Consider the following 18,545-nt stretch of genomic DNA (forward strand, 5'->3'; position numbering starts at 1 on the left):
TTACTCTGACCGCTGGTCGTCGGCCCGCGCAAGGTTGTAAAGTAATCACTATGATTGCGAGTGGCCTCGCGCAGCGCTTGCGAGCGACGGTGAAGCGGTGACCATTCCCGTGCGGCGCAACGCCGCGCTCGAGGCACTCGCGGATCGAGACCACCCGGATGCACTCGATCGGGCCTGGTTGACAGCGGAGGCCGCGCGCCTCTCCAACGCCGGACGCTGGGGTCCGGACGACGAGATCGGGGCGTGGAACCTCGTGGACGCCGCGAAAGTGGCGCAAGCGGTGGCGGCGGTGCGACGCGGACAGGTGTTCAGTCTCAGCCTGCCCTTCGGTCTGGATGGGCCCAACTCCGGCGGTCCGCCCGGTCGCTCGGACCCGATGCACTTCATGACGATGACGGGAACCGACCTCGTCGCCGGCGACGGTGCGCCCGTCAGCCCGGGGTTCGCGGACGACTGGGTCGTCATGAACCTCTCGTGCTCGACCCAGTGGGACGGCTTCACCCACGTCTTCATGGACGGCGTGACCTACAACGACCTGCCGGCGGGTCAGGTGACGGCCAACCGCGGTGCTCGTCGACAGTCCGTCGCGGCGTTGAAGGACCGGGTGGTCACGCGTTCGGTCCTCCTCGACATCGCGCGTCTGGAGGGCGTCGACTGGTTGCCGGGAGGCTTCGCGGTCGATCCCGAGCACCTCGACGCCGCCTGCGCGGAGCAGGGCGTCGACGTCGAGCGTGGTGACGTCGTGCTCGTCCGCACCGGGGCGCTGACTGCGGTGCGGGCGACGGGGACGTGGGCCGGGTACGCGACCAGTCCGCAGGCCGGCCTCGGCGTGCGGTGCGGTGCCTGGCTGGCCGAGCGGGACGTGGCCGCGGTTGCGACCGACACCTGGGGTGCCGAGGTGCTGCCCTACCAGACCTCGGACACGGTGGCGCCGTTGCATCAGATCCTGCTCTCGCGCTGCGGGATCAGCATCGGCGAGATGTTCGACCTGGACGTGCTCGCGGCGGACAACGCCGCGGACGGCGTCCACACCGCGCTCTTCGTCGCGCCGCCGCTGCCCATCACCGGCGCGGTGAACTCTCCGGTCAACCCGCTCGCGATCAAGTGAGTCGCTGGGGTCGGGAGATCACCACCGATCTCGTTCGGGGCTTCCCGTGCCGGGTCTACGCGCAACGCCCTCGTGAGCTGGCCACCCTGCTCGACGACACCTCCGGGTTTGCCGACCGTCGCGCGCTCGTGCAGGAGGACCGGGTCGTGACCTTCGCCGAGCTCGGCGTTCTGGTCGAGCGGGGCGCGGCTGCACTACGCGCCCGCGGTGTGAAACGGGGCGACCGTGTCCTGCTGCTCGGACCGAACGGCGTCGAGTGGGTCGTCGCGCTCTGGGCGACCTGGCGGCTCGGTGCGGTCGCGGCGTTGGGCAACATCACCTGGACGCCCGGCCAGGTCGCTTCCGCCGTCGCGCTGGTGGACCCCGTCGTCGTCCTCGACCCCTCGTCGGTGGAGATGTCATCTCCACCGGAGGAGCGGATGGAGATGACATCTCCACCGGACGAGGACGACCCGGCGGTGCTGATCTTCACCTCGGGCACGACCGGGGAGCCGAAGGCCGTCACCCTGGCGCACCGCGCGGTGATCGCCAATCTGCAGGCCCTGCTCCATCACGGGGGACGGTTGCCGGGCGACCCGCCCAAGCCTTCGACCGTGACGCTGATGAGCGTGCCGTTGTTCCACGTCGGTGGTCTGCAGCAGGTGCTCACGGCGGCCCTGAGCGGGAGCACCCTGGTGTTCGACACGGGCCGGTTCGACCCCGCCCGCACGCTCGAGGTGCTCGAGCGGGAACGCGTGGCGGTGTGGGCCGCGGTGCCGACGATGGTCGGCCGGGTCCTGGACGCCGCGGCCGGTGCGGACCTCTCGGCGGTGCGCGCGGTGACGATGGGTGGGGCGCCGGTGTCCCCTGAACTCCGTCGGCGGGTGCGTGAGGTGTTCCCCGGAGTGTCCCGGGGAGCCGGTGTGTCCTACGGACTGACCGAGGCCGGCGGTGTGGTCGCGGCCGGTCTGGGACCGGATCTGGATCGCCGGCCCGGATCGGTCGGACGCCCGACGCCACTGGTCGACGTGCGCATCGTGGACGGCGAGATTCAGGTTCGTTCGCCGGCGGTCATGACGGCCTACTGGGGGAGTGCCGACAATCCCGTCGACGCCGAAGGATGGCTGGCGACGGGCGATTGCGGCCACCTCGACGAGGACGGGTTCCTCTTCGTCACCGGCCGTGCCAAGGACGTGGTCATCCGGGCCGGGGAGAACATCAGCTGTCCCCGGGTCGAGGAGGTCCTCGCTGCACACCCGGCGGTGGCGGACGTCGCTGTCGTCGGGTTGCCCGACGGTGATCTGGGGGAGCGGGTCGCCGCCGCCGTGGTGCTGAGAACCGCGTGCACGGAGGCCGATCTGGTGGCGTTCGCCCGCGCTCGGCTTGCGCGTCACGAGGTCCCCGGCTCCTGGTGGCTGCGCACGGATCCCTTGCCGAGCAACGCTGCGGGCAAGGTCGTGAAGGCTGTTCTGTGCGCGAGCTGGCCGGTTGCAAGTAAAATAAGTAGTTGCTATACATCTGGCATGACCTCAGTCGCGCAGTCGCGCCATGTCCCGGGCTCGTTCCCCCTGATCACCGACGAGGCGCTGGACGAGCTCCGGACGCGCATCGGGCAGGCGTTCGAGCGGCCGCATCCGCACGTCACCGAGGCGACCCGGGACTCGATCCGCCACTGGACGCTGGGCATCGGCGACACCAACCCCCTCTACGGCGACCCCGAGTACGCGGCCCGTAGCCGATGGGGTGGCATCACCGCACCCGGGTCGTTCCTCTACGCCTTCGACAAGGTCGTCAGCGGGTACGTCTCCGGTCTGCCGGGCATCCACGCGATGTTCGCGGGCACCGACTTCCGTTGGAGCCGGCCGATCCGCCTCGGCGACGTGATCACCGCGGAGCCGGTGCTCAAGGAGCTGATCGACCTCAAGAGCGACTTCTCCGGCCGGGCGGTCAAGCAGGTCTACGAGGTGACGTTCCGCGACGCGCAGGGCGAACTGATCTGCGTCGCGGACTCGTGGTGCATCCGCACCCAGCGGGACATCGCGCGCCAGCGTGGCCAGCGCGACTTCGTCAAGCCGAGGACCTGGACCGCGGAGGAGATCGCCGAGATCGATGCGCGCTACGCCGCCTACACCCGGCGCGGGGCCGAACCCCGGTACTGGGAGGACGTCAAAGAGGGCGAGGCGCTGCCGGAGCTGCTCAAGGGCCCCAGCACCGTCACGGGATTCGTCGCGTTCACGCAGGGCTGGGGGAGCCTCTACGTGAAGGCGCACGGCGTCGCCATGGACATGTTCCGCACTCACCCGGCCCTCGGGATCCCCAACGCCCAGGGCGTGCCCGAGCCGCCGGAGCGGGTGCACTGGGACAACGACCTCGCGCAGGCCGTCGGTGTGCCGGCCGCGTACGACTACGGGCCCGAGCGCGTCTCCTGGCTCGGCAACCTGATGACGGACTGGATCGGCGACGACGGCTTCCTCAACCGCCTCAACGTCCAGGTGCGCAGGCACAACATCATCGGAGATCTGACGACCTGTCGGGGTGAGGTCGTCCGCAAGTACGTCGAGAACGGAGACCACCGGGTCGAGGTCCGCGTCGAGGGCGTGAACCAGAACGAGGAGGTCACCGCGACCGGCACGGCGGTCGCGTCTCTGCCGAGCCGAACGGACGGGTGAGGGCGCGTCGGTGAGTGGCGGCCTCGTTCTCGTCGACGAGCCGATTCCGCTGGTTCGACGGCTGACGTTGAATCGGCCGGGGAAGCGGAACGCGATGAACAACGCGCTGCGGACCGAGCTCTTCGCGCAGTTGCGTGCCGCTGACGTCGACCGCGAGGTCCGGGTCATCGTCCTCCGGGGCAGTGGAAGTGCCTTCTGCTCGGGGTACGACCTGGGTCGGGGCCGCGACGTGCCGACCGAGCTCAGCCACCACACCGCGATCGAGGACGGGTACTGGCCACGTCACGTCCTCGCCGGCTGGTTCGAGATGTGGGACTACGCGACGCCGGTCATCGCCCAGGTGCACGGCTGGTGCCTGGCCGGCGGGAGCGAACTCGCCACCGCGTGCGACCTGGTGTACGTCGCGGACGACGCACAGATCGGCTACCCGCCGGTGCGGATGATGTCGTCGCCGGACATGGCGTGGCATCCGTGGCTGCTGGGCATGCGACGCGGGTTGGAGGCCGTGCTCACCGGCGACGCGATGACCGGTGTCGAGGCCGCCGCCGCGGGCTTCGCGACGCGGTCGTTCCCCGCCGACGAGTTGGAGGACGCGGTGCTTGCCGCGGCGGCGAAGGTGGCGAAGATCCCGCACGACATCCTCGCCGTGAACAAGCGATCCTTCCACCGATCGATGGAGATCATGGGCATCCGTGACGCGATGCGCGCCGCCACCGACATCTCCGCGCTCGGCATGCGGTCGAAGTCGTCGGTCGCGTACGCCAAGCAGCTGGCGGAGAACGTGACCGCAGCCCTCACGGCCCGGGACGGCGCCTTCGGGGACTATCGCACGACGGAGAAGCCCTCCTCGTGACGGCGGAGCCGACCGCGTACCGTGCCCCGGTGGCTGCGCGCTGGGGCTCCGAGGTGATCGCCGGGACGGTCAACGGCCATCCGTGCCGGCTGTACGCCCGTCGCCCGGCGAGCCTGAGTGAGGTACTCGCCGAGTCTCGACGCTGGGCGGACCGCGACTACCTCGTGCAGGGGGCGCGCCGGCTCACCTTCGGCGAGCACGAGCGCGCAGCGCTCGCCGTCGCGGAACGGCTGGCCGAACTCGGGGTGGCCCCGGGGGACCGGGTCGGGATCTTCGCCGCCAACACGCCGGAGTGGGTCGCGGTGTTCTTCGGCGTGATCGAGCTCGGTGCCGTTGCCGTGCCGTTCAACGGCTGGTGGTCCCAGGCCGAGGTCGCCGCTGCCTGCGCGATGGTCGAACCGGCCGCGGTGATCGTGGACGAACGCCGCCGGGAGCGGCTGCCGGCCGGCGCCCGGACCCTGAGCCTGGAGTCCTTCGCGAGCGCCTTCGTCACACCGTCCGGGCGGCAGAGCCGATTCGACCGCGGATGTCAGGTGGACGAGAACGACCCGGCGATGATCCTGTTCACCTCCGGGACGACCGGACTGCCCAAGGGGGCGGTGCTCTCCCACCGTGCTCTGGTCGCGAACCTGCAGAACCTTCTCGTGGTTTCCGGCCGACTTCCGGACGAGGCGTCGCAACCGGCCGACAGCGCGGCGTTGGTCGGTCTGCCGCTGTTCCACATCGGCGCCATCCAACTCATCCTGGTCCCGATCGTCACCGGCAGCCGCGTGGTGTTCCTCGAGGGCCGATTCGAGTCGGACGTCGTCCTCGACACCATTGAGCGCGAGCGCATCACCATGCTCTCCGGGGTTCCGACGATGATCGAGCGGATGCTCGCGGTCGCGGGGTCCGTCGAGCGGGACCTCACGAGCATGCGGACCGTTGTCCTCGGCGGTTCGCCGGTGACGACCGATCTGCTCGAGCGCACGGCGGTCCTCTTTCCCAACGCCCGCCGGGGCGTCGGGCAGTCCTACGGCGCCACGGAGTGCGGCGGCATCATCAGCACCGGGGTCGCCGCGCAGATCGCCTCCCACCCCGGCTCCGCCGGGAAGCTGCCGCCCGTCGTCGAGGCACGCGTCGCCGGTGGCGGGGAGGGTGAGCTGCTGGTCCGCTCGCCGGCGTGCATGGACGGGTACTGGGGCCTGCCCGACGACCCGGCCCTCGACGCGGACGGTTGGGTCCACACGGGAGACCTGGGGTACGTCGACGACGAGGGTTACGTCTACGTCACGGGTCGGCTGAAGGAGGTCGTCATCCGGGGCGGGGAGAACGTCGCCGCGCCGCTGGTCGAAGCGGCCCTGCTCGCGCACCCCGCGGTCGTCGAGACCGCGGTGCTCGGGCTGCCGCACCCCGAGCTGGGTGAGGAGGTCGCCGCGGTCGTCGTGGTCGATCGCGACGTCGACGTCGCGCTCCTGACCGCCCACCTGGCCGACCGCGTCGCGAGCTTCGCCGTCCCCACTCGCTGGTGGTTCCGGACCGAGCCCCTCCCGGTGAACGACTCCGGCAAGGTGCTCAAGCACGTCCTGACCGCCGAGTGGCCGGCGGTGGACGCCCGGGGCTGATGCCCCCGCGGGGCGTCACGCGCTGCGGGCGGCCCGCTTCTTGGGGGCGGCACCGGTCGCGGTCCTGGGTGCGGCCTTCTTGGCGGGGGCCCGCTTCGGTGCGGGTTTACCGGTCTTCCTCGTCCCGGCCTTCGCGGCCGGGGGAGCGGACTCGGCGAACTCCCGGATACCACCGGCGAAGACGTCGGTGATCTGCTTGGCGACCTTGGGGACGTCGAGCTTGCGCTCGCAGAGCATGTAGTCCAGGCACAACCCGTAGTGGACGCCGAAGAAGCCGAGGACGGCCACGTCGGTGTCGACTCGCGGCGGGTCCCACCCGGACAGGTCGACGATGATCGACTCGAAGGCCTGTTGCAGTCGCGGACGAATGGTGCGGGTGTAGAACGGCTTGCCTTTGCTCAGTTCGGAGAACATCGCCACCGTCAGCAGTGGCGTGATCTCCTTCATCGCCTGCAGGAAGACCTGGTTGGCCCGTTCGAGCAGCTGGTCGCGGCGAATTCCCTCGGTGGCCTTGAGCTGTTCGATCTCCTCGTGCAGCGTCACGACGAGCTGCTCGAGTGGCGCCTCGATCGCCAGTGTGTACAGATCGTCCTTGCTCTTGAAGTGCCGGTAGAGGTAGGCCTCGGTGATGCCGGCGCGGAGCGCGATCTCCCGAGTGCGGGTGCCGGACAGCCCTGACTCCAGGAACACGGCGCGGGCCGCTTCGAGGATCTGCGCCTGACGGGCAGGGCGGGACAGTCGCTTGCGTGGTGCCTCGGTCGTCATTCGAGCAGCCTACTGGCTTAGTAGGCAGTTGCTATACATAGCGCCCGCTTCGGGGTGGTGGCGAGGGGCTCCGTCGCGGAATTTCCCCGCCGCTTCAGGGCTGTGCGGACGCGATTATGTATATACAGTGCTATCCATGACGAGCGTCCTCCGGCGCACGGGTGCGACGGCGGCGGCATCGGCTCTGGTGCTGGCCGCGGCTGTGCCTGCTCTGCGTCCGGCCGCGGCGCGGGCGGACGACGGGCCGCTGGCCAGCTATGTGGCGTTGGCGTCGTCGAGCGGGGTGCTCGTGGGCCTGGCGAACGACTCCATCCCCGCGGTACCGCAGATCGAGATCAGCGGTCCGACGGCCCAGGCGTCCCTCGACACGCTCGGGAACTCGCTCGCGTTCGCCTCGGCGCCGTACCCGGGGAGCTCGATCACCGGCCTCACCCAGATCGTCGGTTCGGTCTTCGGCGCCCCGCTGCCCGCGTACCCGATGTACACGAGCACCGACACCATCGGGGAGTCCCGCGACGGGGGAGCGCCCGGTCTGAGTTTCCACGCGGAGAGCCAGGCGAAGACTGCGTCGGCGAACGCGACCATCGGATCGGCGCCGTCGGGTGGTGAGTCTCGGGCGACGGTCGCCGACAACACCGGCAGTGGCGGCGGACTCGCGGCTCGGGGGACCTCGGCGTTCTCCCTCGCCGGCACCGGCGAGATCTTTCAGCTCGTCGGAGTGTCCGACACGGCGAGCGCGTCCGTCGACTCGGCCGGGCGCATCAGCACCGCGTCGGACCTGCACTTCGCGCGGCTGATCGTTCCCGGCCTCGCCATCCGCGTCCCCGAGACCACGCCGGGAAAGGTTCCGCTGGTCAACCCGATCCCGAATCTGCCGCAGCCTCCACCCGCCGAGTTCCCTCCGATCCCGCTGCCGTACGGCGGGCAGTTGCTGCATGCGCCCGAACTGGGATTCGCCAACGGGACCTTCACGGTCACGCTCCCGACCGAGGGACCACAGCGCTACGCCGTTCCGACCCAGGCGGTCCTGGACGGGCTGAAGGCGGCGGGCATCACCGCCACCTACCAGCAGGCGACGGACATTCTGGAGGGAAAGAGGAAGGTCGGGATCATCAGCGCCGGCCTGACCCTCTCCACCACCCTGCCGTCCCCGCCGGTGAACCTCGGCTACAGCGGCCCGACGACGATCTCCTACGGCATCGGGCGCTCGATCGCGAGCATCAAAGGTCTGGCGCTGAACCGCCCCGTCGCCGGCGCGGCGACAGCTGACGGTTCCGGCGGCCCGGAGTCGGCGGCGCCGGGTGTGCGGGCGGAGCCGGGGGTCGATCTGGCCGGCCTGCTACCGGGGACGACGCCGGGTGCCGTCATCGGTCCGGACGGGACGCTGACCGCCGCCGGCGACCGAGTGCGCACGGTCGCCGTTCGTGGCCCGGTCTCCCGAGACTCGCTGCCGCTGTACCTGTTCGCCGTCGCCGTGACCGCACTGGCCGTTCTCGGCACGGGCGTGTTGCGCTCCGCCGGAGTCTCGCGTCGAGGGGTACGTCGATGAAGATCTCCACCCTGCTTCGCCTGCAGTGGGACCGCGCGCTGGCGGTGCTCGCCGCGGTCGTCGGCGCGGTCGCGTTGTTCCTCGGCTACCTCGGGACGAGCGGCACCGACCTGGTGGCCGGCCAACTGCCCTACCTGATCTCCGGTGGCCTGTGCGGGATGTTCGCCATCACGATCGCCGCGACGCTCTGGCTGTCCGCCGACTTCCGGGACGAGTGGCGGGAGCTCCGGACGCTGCGTGAGCACCTCATGGAGCCGGACCGCACCCCGTGAGCCGGCACGGCGCCACCTTGACCCGCCCGTCCGCGTCCGCGCACCGAACGGCACCGGCGTCGATGCCGCCGTCGCCCTGGCCGGTCCGAACGACACGGCTGCTCACGCTCGTCGCGGTCCTGGCCGCCGTGGTGCTCGCCGTCGCCTGGTACGGCTGCTCGGGAGAGACCGTCTGGCGCATCCAGGTGCGGTGGTTCGGTCTCGGCCTCCTGGCGTGCGCCCTGAACGCCGCCGGCTGCCTGGCCTGGCTCGCGACCGGGATCCGGGCGCTGCGCCGCGAACGGGCGTGGACGACCGCCGAACTCCGGCGTCGCGAGGACCGCCCGACACCCGTGACCGCGGCGGTGCCGCTGCCGCGGACCGAGTTGGTCACGGCAGCGCGCATGCGCCGCTACCACCGCGCCGACTGCCCGCTGATGCGCGGCAAGCCGACGGTGCCGGTGACGCCGGACCTGGCGCCCTGCGGCGTGTGCGCGTCATGAGCGACTACGTCCCCTACCTCATCATCGGGCTGACGACGGGCTCCATCTTCGGGCTGTCCGCGATGGGGCTGGTGCTGACGTACAAGACCTCCGGCGTCTTCAACTTCGCGCACGGCGCTTTCGGTGCCAGCGCGGCCTACCTGTTTCTCTGGCTACGGGATCGGCAGGACGTGCCGTGGCCGCTGGCGGTCCTGATCGCGGTGGCGGCGCTGGGGATCGTCGGTGGGCTGGTCATGGAACGTCTCGCGGACGGTCTGAGCCGCGTGCCGCCCGGCTACCGCATCGTCGCGACCGTCGGTCTGATGCTCGCCCTCATCGCGGCGTTGCAGTACATGTTCTCGACTCGCCAGCTGGGCCTTGCGCCGTTCCTGCCTCGCGACGAGGCGTTCACGATCAGCGGCGTCCAGGTCAAGTACGACCATCTGATCACCGCCGCGGTCGCGATCGTCGCGGCGATCGCGCTGTCGGTCTTCTTCCGCTACGCCCGGCTGGGCAAGTGCATGCGCGCGGTCGTCGACAGCCCCCAGTTGATGGATCTCGCCGGGGAGTCGCCGGTCGCTGTACGCCGGTACGCCTGGCTGATCGGGTGCACGTTCGCCGCGGTCTCCGGGGTGCTGTTCGCGTCGACGCAGCAATCGGTGGACGCCCTGCTCCTCTCGCTGCTGGTGGTCCAGGCGTTCGGTGCGGCGGCGATCGGTGGGTTCACCAGCATCCCCCTCGCGTACGTCGGCGGGCTGGTCGTCGGTCTGGCGCAGGCGATCACCAGCAAGGAGGTCTCCGGCACGCCGTCACTGACCGGCCTGGACATCTCCATGCCGTTCGTCATCCTCATCATCGTCCTGCTGGCGATGCCGAAGCACCGGCTGCAGGAGATCGGGCTCGTGGTCAAACCGCGGGCGCCCAGGCCGAGCCCGCTGCCGCCTCGGCTTCGCGCCGGCATCGCCGCCGCGGTGCTGCTGGGCGCGGTGCTCGTGCCGTTCGTCGTCGGCTCGAAACTGCCGGTGTGGACCAACGCGCTGTGCCACGTCACGTTGTTCGCCTCGCTGGGGCTGCTGGTCCTGAGCTCGGGGCAGATCTCGCTGTGTCAGTGGGGCTTCGCCGCGGTGGGCGGGGTGACCTTCGCGCGCATGCTCGACTCCGGCGTCCCCTGGGGCTTCGCGGTGCTGCTGGGTGCGCTGGTCACGGTGCCGGTCGGCGCGCTGGTGGCCATCCCGGCCATCCGGCTCTCCGGCCTGTACCTCGGGTTGGCGACGCTGGGCTTCGGCGTCCTGCTCGCCGGGTTCTTCTACCAACGCGACTACTTCTTCGGCACGCGGTCGCTGCCGACTGCGCGTCCGCAGGCCTTCGGGCTCGAGAGCGACAGGGGCTTCTACTACCTGCTGCTGGCCATTGCCGTCGCCACCTTGCTCCTCGTTCACGGGATCGAGCGTTCCCGTCTCGGTCGACTGCTGCGCGGACTCGCCGACTCACCTCTGGCGCTCATCACGCTCGGCACCAGCGCGAACGTCACCCGCGTCATCGTGTTCTCGATCTCGGCGTTCCTCGCCGGCTTGTCCGGAGCGACGTTCTCCGCGTTGTTCGGCTCGATCAGCGTCGACCAGTTCGGCTACTTCAAGTCGATCGTGATCCTCGCAGTGCTCGTCATCTCCGGGCGGACCACGCTCAACGCTGCCGTCGTCGCGCCCCTGCTGCTCATCGTCCTCCCCGGGTACGTCACGAACGCCGACTTCCTGGTGCTGGAACAGTTGGCCTTCGGTCTGCTGGCGATCGCGGCGGCCTTGTTCGCGCAGCGACCGCTCGGCGAACGTGAGGTTCGCGGACCCCTCGTCGCCGCGACGGCCCTGCGCGCCGCGCGGCCGACGGGCACCACCCCGGACCGGGCAGCGGCGCTGTCCCTCAGTCGCTAGCGCCGACGTACTGCGCGGCGAGCGCGGTGGCGTCGAGCTCGGTCGGTTCCCCGACGAAGGCGAGCTCGCCCCGGTTCAACAGGTACACGTAGTCCGCGGATCCCAGGGCGCGGGCGACGTACTGCTCCACGAGCAGCAGTGACGTGCCCTCGGCGGCCAGGCGGGCGAGGAACGCGAAGATCTCGTCGACCACCTTCGGTGCCAGCCCCATGCTGACTTCGTCGAGCAGCACGACCGCGGGCCGCTGGACGTAGGCGCGCGCGAGCGCGAGCATCTGCTGCTCCCCGCCGGACAGCGTCCCCGCCTGCTGATGCATCCGCTCGCCGAGTCGCGGAAACGCGGCGACGGCCCGGTCGAACGCCTCGGCCTCGGTCCCGGGCCGGGCCTGCACCTCGATGTTGTCGCGGACCGAGAGCGACGGGAACACGCCACGGCCCTCCGGCACATGACACACGCCCGCAGCGACCAGACGGTGGGGCGGGGCAGCGGTGAAGTCCCGGCCGTCGACGAGCACCCGGCCGGCGGTCGGACGCAGCAAGCCACTCGCGACGCGCAACAGCGTGGTCTTCCCCGCGCCGTTGGGGCCGAGCAGAGCGACGACGCTCCCGGCCGGGACCCGCAGGCTCACCCCGCGCAGCACGGTGGCCCCGGCGTACCCGGCGTGGACGTTCTCGAGCTCGAACACCGCGGCGGTCCCGGTCGCGTTCCCGGTCAGGTGGCCGGGAAGGCCGGGTCCAGGTGGCAGAGCCGGTCGATGAGGTAGGAGAAGCGCTTCATGTGCCGGAGCAGCACGGTCTGCTTGCCCTTGATCTTCACCTTGCCGGTCGCCATTGCGGCGGTCGGATTCATCTCCAACGTGATCAGGGCCGCCCAGACGTCGGGCTTCGCGCTGATGACGAAGTCGACGGCGGGATCCTCGGCCGGGTCGAGTTCGCGGACCTCGACGATCTCGCCCGCGTCGAAGCGGAGGTAGAAGCGCTTGTCCACCGGGGGCAGGTACGCGTACACCATCGTGTACGTGATCGGTATGGCCAGCTCACGCCACACGGGATCGGCGTTCAGGCTCGCGGCGAGCGACTCGTAGAGGCTGACGGTTCCGAACACCGGACGGTCCACGGTGGCGCTCCTTCGCGCGATTACATCAGTAGGCACTATATATACATAGGCCCTATGCTGGCGACCATGACGGCAACGGTGCTGCCCGAGGGAAACCTGGTCGTCGGCGACGAGCGGATCGCATCCTCCGATCTCGGCCGGATCGACCACACGAATCCTGCGACCGGCGAGGTGCAGGCCTCGATCGTCGCGGCCGGTCCGGGCGAGGTGGACCGCGCCGTGCAGGCCGCCCGCACCGCCTTCGCCGAGTGGCGGACCTGGCACCCGGGGGAGCGCCGTGACGTCCTGCTGCGTCTGGCGGCCACCATCGAGGCGGAGGGCGAGCGGCTCGGCCTGATCGGGAGTCTGGAGAACGGCACCCCCATCGCGTTCGGTGCGCTGGCCTGTGCGGCGACGCCCGCGGACTGGTTCCGTTACTACGCCGGCTGGGTCGACAAGATCGAGGGACGGACCATTCCGGTCTATCCGCACGACGCCTTCGACTTCACGCTGCACGAGCCGTACGGCGTCGTCGCCGTGCTCACGGCCTTCAACGCCCCGATGGGCTTCATCGGGCTCAAGGTTGCGGCGGCGCTGGCGGCGGGTAACTGCGTGGTCATCAAGCCGTCCGAACTCGCCCCGTTCACCACGCTGGCGTTCGCGGAGCTGTGTCTGCAGGCCGGGCTGCCCGCGGGTGTCGTCAACGTGGTGACCGGCGACGGCCGGACCGGGGATCTGCTGGTCCGTCACCCGGGCGTGGACCGCATCACCTTCACCGGGGGCGGTGCCACGGCACGTTCCGTCGTCGCGGCCGCGGCGGAGAACCTGACGCCGGTGACGTTGGAGCTGGGCGGGAAGTCGGCGAATTTGGTCTTCGCCGACGCGGACCTCGACAACGCGATCGCCATGGCCGTGCAGATGGGGGTGGCGCTCCAGAGCGGCCAGGGGTGCCTGCTGCCGACGCGGCTCCTCGTCGAGCGTTCGGTCTACGACGAAGTCGTCGAGGCGGTGGTGGACCTGTCCGAGAACATCGCGGTCGGAGACCCGATGGACAGCGGGACGCTGATGGGCCCCTTGATCAGTGAACGTCACTGTGAGCGGGTGCTCGGCGTGATCGAGCGGGCCAAGGGCGAGGGCGCCGGTCGCCTCCTCACCGGTGGCGAACGGTTGGGTGGCGACCTCGCGAAGGGCTACTACGTCGCTCCCACGGTCTTCGGCGACGTGGACAACGCCAGTGCCTTGGCGCAGCACGAGATCTTCGGGCCGGTGCTCTCGGTGATCCCCTTCGACGACGAGGCCGAGGCGCTGGCGATCGCCAACGCCACGACCTACGGGCTCGCCGGTTTCGTCTTCACCGCGGACCTGGCCCGGGCGCACCGGGTGATCCGGGGCCTGGAGGCCGGCTACGTCTCGGTGAACGGGTTCAACTTCTTCCCCCCGAACGCGCCGTTCGGCGGCTGGAAGCAGAGTGGGCACGGCAAGGAGGGCGGCCTGGAGGGCCTGCTCGAGATGACCCGGGTCAAGAACGCCTACGTGCTGTTCGAGGCTTGAGGGGCCAGGAGCTGCGCAATCGTGCGGCGGTGCTCGGCGGGGGATCCGAGGAAGGACTCCGCCCACGTCGCGCGCCGGAAGTAGCGGTGGGCAGGGTGCTCCCAGGTGACGCCGATCCCGCCGTGGACCTGGATGTTCTCCTCGGCGACGTGGACCAGCGCCTCCGAGCACCAGGCCTGGGCGATGGCGGAGAGCAGCGGAAGCCGGCCGGGGTCCTCGGTCGCGGCCCGGGCCGCCTCCTCGGCCGCGCTCCGCGCCAGCTCGACCTCGGTGGCGAGGTCGACGAGCAGGTGCTTCACGGCCTGGAACGACCCGATGACCCGGCCGAACTGGTACCGAGCCTTGGCGTAGGCGACAGCCATGTCGAGGCACGCCGTCGCGACCCCGACCTGCTCGGCCGCCAGCGCGACGCAGGCGTGGAGGCGCGCCGACGCCAGGACCGCGCCGGCGTCGGTGGTCACGAGACGGGCCGGAGCTCGGTCGAGCTCGATCCGGGCCTGCGGCCGGCTGGGGTCCAGGGTGGACAGCGCGACCACGTTGGAGATGTCATCTCCAACGACGGCGAAGAGCTGGCCGCCGGTGGGGACGAGGACGACGTCGGCGTCGGCGCCGGACAGGACGCGGTCGCACCGACCGGTCAGGCGCCAGGTGCCGGCATCGCGTTCGGCCGTCACCGCGGCATCGAGCACGAGCGTCGCGGTGACCTCGCCGGCGGCGATCCGGGGCAGGAACTCGGTGTCGCCGGCCGCCAGGAGGACGGGGGCGGCGAGGGCGGTGGTCGCGAAGAACGACCCCCCGGTCAGCGCCCGGCCGAACTCCTCGTGCACGATCGCCAGCTCGAGTGGCCCGCCGCCTGCTCCGCCCGTCGACTCGGGCAGCCCGAGGCCGAACAGGCCGAGTTCCTTCGCCGCCCGGTTCCAGTCGGGCTCTCCGGCGGCGACGAAGTCGCGTACGGCCGCGCGGAGCGCGGCGCGGTCGGCGTCGGTCGCGGCAGACGACATCGGGGCGCACCTCCGCGGCGACAAAACTATGGTTAGTGATTACTATACCTACATGAATCAGGAGGAGGTCGTCCTCGACGCCGTCGCATCCCTGATCCGCACGCACCCGCCCACGGAGACGCCGGTCGAGGCCTTCTTCGGTGCGCAGTTCGACGCCGGGCTCGCCCGGGTGGATCTCCCGGTCGGGCGCGGCGGCCTGGGCCTGGATGCGCACTGGCAACGCCTGATCGATGACCGGTTGCGCGCCGCCGGGGCCAAGAGCCCGGTGCTCCGCAATCCGGTCGGCGTCGGCATGGGCCTTCCCACGCTGCTGCGGCACGGCACGCCCGAGCAGATCGAGCGTTACCACCGCCCGGCGTTCACGTCGACCGAACTCTGGTGTCAGCTGTTCAGCGAACCGGGGTCAGGATCGGACCTCGCCGGGCTGTCGACGCGTGCGGTCCGGGACGGCGACGGCTGGCGGGTGACCGGCCAGAAGGTGTGGACCAGCCTCGGACACCTCGCGCAGATCGGCATGCTGCTGGCGCGCACCGATCCGGATGCCCCGAAGCATCGCGGAATCACCTTCTTCCTGATCGACATGACTCAGGCCGCCGTCGAGGTCCGACCGCTTCGTCAGCTCACGGGCGACGCCGAGTTCAACGAGGTCTTCCTGACCGACGCGTGGGTTCCGGACTCGGCTCGTATCGGTGCGGTCGACGACGGCTGGAACGTCGCTCGGACGACCCTCGCGAACGAACGGGTCACGTTGTCCGGGGCGGGTGGCGGTATCCCGCGAGTCGGGGGCCGGGCCGTGGACGAGCTCATCGCCGGCGCCCGGAGCACCGGGGCCTGGGAGGACCCGCTGCTGCGGGACGACGTGGTACGCCGCTACGTGGAGGGGGAGGTCATCCGGTTCGCGAACCTTCGCGCCCGTCGACTTCGCGCCGCGGGGCAGCCCGGTCCGGAAGGCTCGATGATGAAGCTGGCCCAGGCGTTGTACAACCGGCGCCTCCAACGCACCGCGATGCGCGTCCTCGGCGACGCCGGGACGGCCTGGGACCCCGCCGACCCCCGGGGCGGGGATCCGGCTCACGGTCTGTTGCGCGCGCAGGCCAACACCATCGAGGGCGGCACCAGCAACGTGCTGCGGAACGTGGTGGGGGAGCGGGTGCTGGGGTTGCCGCGCGAGCCGGGTCCCGCGCCCGACACGCCCTGGTCGGCGCTCCCGCGGAACGGTTAGAGCAGGACGTCGAGCCGGTCGAGGCGACGGGACGGCAGCGTCTTGCGCCACGTCGGTTCAGCGGCGAGACGCATGTCGGGGAAGCGGCGGAACAGGCTGCCGAGGGTGACAACCCCGGTCTGTCGCCCGATCGCGCGGCCGATGCAGAAGTGGATGCCGTGGCCGAAGGCCAGGGTCTCGTTGAGGTTGGTCCGCTCGATGTCGAACCGGTCCGGGTCGGGGAAGACTGCGGGATCCCGGTTGGCCGCAGCGATCAGGCCCATCACCTGCTCGTTCTGGATGATCGGTTCGCCGTCGATCTCGGTGTCCTCCAGTGCGAACCGCATGAAGACGTTCTGCAGCGGGGACTCGTACCGCAGGATCTCGTCGATCGTGTTCTCGATGAGTTCGGGACGTTCGCCCAGCCGGACGCGCTGCTCGGGATTGCTCAGCAGCAGGTACGTCCCCGTCGTGATCAACCCGGCGGTGGTCTCGTTGCCGGCCGCGATGATGGTGAACAGCAGGTTCGCCAACTCCGTGGTGGTCAGGCGGTCGCCGTCCTCCTCGGCCGCGATGAGACGACTCAGCAGGTCGTCGCCGAGGTTCCGGCGTCGAGCCGCGATCAGGTCCTTGATGTAGGCGTCGAACTCGATCGTCGCCGCGTCCGCGAGCTCGATGAGGTCCGCCTCGAGCACCGGCTTCATCGGAGCGCTGACCGCGTCGACCCACGCCTGCACCATCGCGTAGTCGTCCATGGGGGCGTCGAGCAACTTGCACACCACCATGGCGGGGACCGGGGACCCGAGGTCGGCCATGATCTCCGACTTTCCGGCATCGGCCATGGCGTCCAGACGCTCGTCGACGAACGCCTGCACGGCGGGTCGCAGATTGACGACGGTCTTGGGCGTGAACGCGAACGCGGCGAGGCGGCGCATCCGGGTGTGCTGCGGGGGATTGGTGAAGATCAGGATCTCTTTGGTCATCTTGATGAACGGGTGGTCGGCGAACTCGTCCGCCCCGGAGCCGAAACCGTTCTGGAAGGCCGTCGAACGCAACATGTCGAGACAGGCCGCGTGGCTCGACAGGAAGCGCACACCGAGGATGCTCGGAAAGTTCGGAGCCACGCTGCGCAGGGCGTGGTAGAGCGGGTACGGATCGGCCGGCTGCGGCTCGCTCATCAGCTCGATCAGCAGGTCGTCGGGGTCCGTGCTCAGAGCTTCATCGGCGGGCATCGTCAGGTCCTCCGCGGTTTCCGCGTCCATTGCCTGCCTCAGCTAAGCATGTATAGTACCTACTATGCCAGAGAGCGCGTTCGCGAAGCCTGACGACGTCTACGAAACCCTCGGCGCCTTCATGAAAGAGATCGTGAACCACCCGGAGATCGGGCCGAAGTTCACGGCGAGCAACACGAGCTTCCACATCGTCTACACCGAGCCCAGCGGGTGTGAGATGACCGTGGACTGCACGGGGCCCACGACGGTGGTCACCTGCGGGCCCGGGGCCCCGCCGGCCGAGATCAATCTGCAGATGTCGGCGCACGACGGGCATTTGTTCTGGCTCGGCCGACTCAACATGACCCTCGCGCTGGCTCGGCAGCAGGTGAAGGTCTCGGGAACGATGTCGAAGATGATGAAGCTCCTGCCGGCCCTGCGGCCGTGCTTCCCGCTGTACCGGGAGTTCCTCACCGAACACGGCCGGGCCGACTTGGCGGAAGCGCGATGAGTCGCCCGGACCGTTTCGTCGGAAAGTCCGTCATCGTCACCGGGGCGGGTCAGGGTCTCGGGCGTGTCTACGCGGAGGGAATCGCCGCCGAAGGCGGGTCCGTCGTCGTGGCGGACATCAACGACGTCGCCGGCAAGGAGACCGTCGCGCGCATCGTCGAGGCCGGCGGCCGCGCGATGTTCGTGCACACCGACATCTCCTCGCGCGCCGGCACCGAGGAACTGGCGCGCCAGACGGCCGCGGAGTTCGGCGGGATCGACATCCTGCTGAACAACGCCGCGATGTACGACGGAATGGCGATGGCCCCGTTCACCGAGTTGGACGAGACGGACTGGGACCGGATGTTCGCGGTCAACGTCCGCGGGACGTGGAACTGCTGCAAGGCCGTTGTGCCCTACATGCGCGAGCGTGGGACCGGGACGATCGTCAACATCGCGTCGACCACGGCGCTGATCGGCCCGCCGCTCCTGCTCCACTACACCGCGACCAAGGGCGCGATCGTGGCCCTCACGCGCGCCCTGGCCAACGAGTTGGGGGAGGAGGGCATCCGGGTCACCGGCTGTTCACCCGGCGTCACCTACACCCAGGCGACCAACAACATCCTCGGTGACCCGGTGCTGGGTGACATCTTCGTCGAGATGCAGGCGGTCAAGAAGAAGTTGCAGCCGGAGGATGTCGCCCCGCTCGTCCTGTTCCTGTGCAGCGACGAGGCGGGCATGATCGTGGGTCAGAACTACGTCGTCGACGGCGGTTGGATGAAGCCCTAGTCGGCGTGCTCGCTGCCGAG

The 18,545-nt window shown here is 70.1% G+C and carries 17 protein-coding genes; 12 read left to right on the forward strand and 5 right to left on the reverse strand.

Annotation, left to right across the window (positions count from 1 at the left end; all coding sequences use genetic code 11):
* Positions 1-97: 97 nt before the first annotated feature.
* The 4 genes from ABD401_RS09670 to ABD401_RS09685 are packed head-to-tail and all read left to right on the forward strand — an operon-like array spanning position 98 to position 6,213.
* A complete protein-coding gene (locus tag ABD401_RS09670) occupies positions 98-1,108 on the forward strand; it encodes a cyclase family protein (RefSeq protein WP_344604060.1) in 1,011 nt (336 codons plus the stop codon).
* Positions 1,105-3,756: an AMP-binding protein gene (locus ABD401_RS09675; RefSeq protein WP_344604062.1), complete on the forward strand. Its 2,652-nt coding sequence runs from the start codon at positions 1,105-1,107 to the stop codon at positions 3,754-3,756. The genes ABD401_RS09670 and ABD401_RS09675 overlap by 4 nt, the downstream gene beginning before the upstream one ends.
* 10 nt (positions 3,757-3,766) lie before the next feature.
* Positions 3,767-4,609, forward strand: coding sequence for an enoyl-CoA hydratase-related protein (locus ABD401_RS09680; RefSeq protein WP_344604064.1), 843 nt, complete (start codon positions 3,767-3,769; stop codon positions 4,607-4,609).
* A 29-nt stretch (positions 4,610-4,638) separates the two neighbouring features.
* A complete protein-coding gene (locus ABD401_RS09685; protein WP_344604066.1) occupies positions 4,639-6,213 on the forward strand; it encodes a class I adenylate-forming enzyme family protein in 1,575 nt (524 codons plus the stop codon).
* 15 nt (positions 6,214-6,228) lie between these two features.
* Here the strand turns inward: ABD401_RS09685 and ABD401_RS09690 are convergent, their stop codons facing one another.
* Positions 6,229-6,978, reverse strand: coding sequence for a TetR/AcrR family transcriptional regulator (locus ABD401_RS09690; RefSeq protein ID WP_344604068.1), 750 nt, complete (start codon positions 6,976-6,978; stop codon positions 6,229-6,231).
* A 136-nt stretch (positions 6,979-7,114) separates the two neighbouring features.
* Between ABD401_RS09690 and ABD401_RS09695 the strand changes: the two genes are divergently transcribed.
* From ABD401_RS09695 to ABD401_RS09710, 4 genes are all read left to right on the forward strand, one after another.
* Positions 7,115-8,527 (forward strand): hypothetical protein, encoded by a 1,413-nt coding sequence (locus ABD401_RS09695; protein WP_344604070.1) that lies wholly within the window; start codon positions 7,115-7,117, stop codon positions 8,525-8,527.
* Positions 8,524-8,799: a hypothetical protein gene (locus ABD401_RS09700; protein WP_344604072.1), complete on the forward strand. Its 276-nt coding sequence runs from the start codon at positions 8,524-8,526 to the stop codon at positions 8,797-8,799. Before ABD401_RS09695 ends, ABD401_RS09700 begins: the two co-directional genes overlap by 4 nt.
* A gap of 62 nt (positions 8,800-8,861) precedes the next feature.
* Positions 8,862-9,281 carry a hypothetical protein gene (locus ABD401_RS09705; protein ID WP_344604074.1) on the forward strand — a complete coding sequence of 140 codons (420 nt, stop codon included), beginning with the start codon at positions 8,862-8,864 and terminating at the stop codon, positions 9,279-9,281.
* Positions 9,278-11,188, forward strand: a complete 1,911-nt coding sequence (locus ABD401_RS09710) for an ABC transporter permease (protein ID WP_344604076.1) — start codon at positions 9,278-9,280, stop codon at positions 11,186-11,188. Before ABD401_RS09705 ends, ABD401_RS09710 begins: the two co-directional genes overlap by 4 nt.
* Here ABD401_RS09710 and ABD401_RS09715 read toward each other — a convergent pair.
* Both ABD401_RS09715 and ABD401_RS09720 read right to left on the reverse strand, forming a co-directional pair.
* Positions 11,178-11,873 (reverse strand): ABC transporter ATP-binding protein, encoded by a 696-nt coding sequence (locus tag ABD401_RS09715; RefSeq protein WP_344604078.1) that lies wholly within the window; start codon positions 11,871-11,873, stop codon positions 11,178-11,180. The genes ABD401_RS09710 and ABD401_RS09715 overlap by 11 nt on opposite strands.
* 26 nt (positions 11,874-11,899) lie before the next feature.
* Entirely contained in the window at positions 11,900-12,304 is a 405-nt protein-coding gene (locus ABD401_RS09720) for an SCP2 sterol-binding domain-containing protein (RefSeq protein ID WP_344604080.1), read from the reverse strand.
* 66 nt (positions 12,305-12,370) lie between these two features.
* Between ABD401_RS09720 and ABD401_RS09725 the strand changes: the two genes are divergently transcribed.
* Complete coding sequence (locus ABD401_RS09725; RefSeq protein ID WP_344604082.1) at positions 12,371-13,834, forward strand: aldehyde dehydrogenase family protein; 1,464 nt, start codon at positions 12,371-12,373, stop codon at positions 13,832-13,834.
* Here the strand turns inward: ABD401_RS09725 and ABD401_RS09730 are convergent.
* Positions 13,813-14,835: an acyl-CoA dehydrogenase family protein gene (locus tag ABD401_RS09730; protein ID WP_344604084.1), complete on the reverse strand. Its 1,023-nt coding sequence runs from the start codon at positions 14,833-14,835 to the stop codon at positions 13,813-13,815. The two genes, ABD401_RS09725 and ABD401_RS09730, sit on opposite strands and share 22 nt — an antisense overlap.
* A gap of 292 nt (positions 14,836-15,127) precedes the next feature.
* On the opposite strand from ABD401_RS09730, the gene ABD401_RS09735 reads away from it, so the two are divergent.
* Positions 15,128-16,057, forward strand: coding sequence for an acyl-CoA dehydrogenase family protein (locus tag ABD401_RS09735; protein WP_425566095.1), 930 nt, complete (start codon positions 15,128-15,130; stop codon positions 16,055-16,057).
* Here the strand turns inward: ABD401_RS09735 and ABD401_RS09740 are convergent.
* Positions 16,054-17,268 (reverse strand): cytochrome P450, encoded by a 1,215-nt coding sequence (locus ABD401_RS09740; RefSeq protein ID WP_344604088.1) that lies wholly within the window; start codon positions 17,266-17,268, stop codon positions 16,054-16,056. The two genes, ABD401_RS09735 and ABD401_RS09740, sit on opposite strands and share 4 nt — an antisense overlap.
* Positions 17,269-17,332: 64 nt before the next feature.
* Here ABD401_RS09740 and ABD401_RS09745 point away from each other — a divergent pair, with 64 nt between their 5' ends.
* Positions 17,333-17,758, forward strand: coding sequence for a hypothetical protein (locus ABD401_RS09745; protein WP_344604090.1), 426 nt, complete (start codon positions 17,333-17,335; stop codon positions 17,756-17,758).
* Positions 17,755-18,525, forward strand: a complete 771-nt coding sequence (locus ABD401_RS09750) for an SDR family NAD(P)-dependent oxidoreductase (RefSeq protein WP_344604092.1) — start codon at positions 17,755-17,757, stop codon at positions 18,523-18,525. Before ABD401_RS09745 ends, ABD401_RS09750 begins: the two co-directional genes overlap by 4 nt.
* The last annotated feature ends 20 nt before the right edge of the window (positions 18,526-18,545 follow it).

Origin of the sequence: Sporichthya brevicatena, from assembly GCF_039525035.1 — a bacterium.
In the GTDB taxonomy this organism is placed as follows: domain Bacteria; phylum Actinomycetota; class Actinomycetes; order Sporichthyales; family Sporichthyaceae; genus Sporichthya; species Sporichthya brevicatena.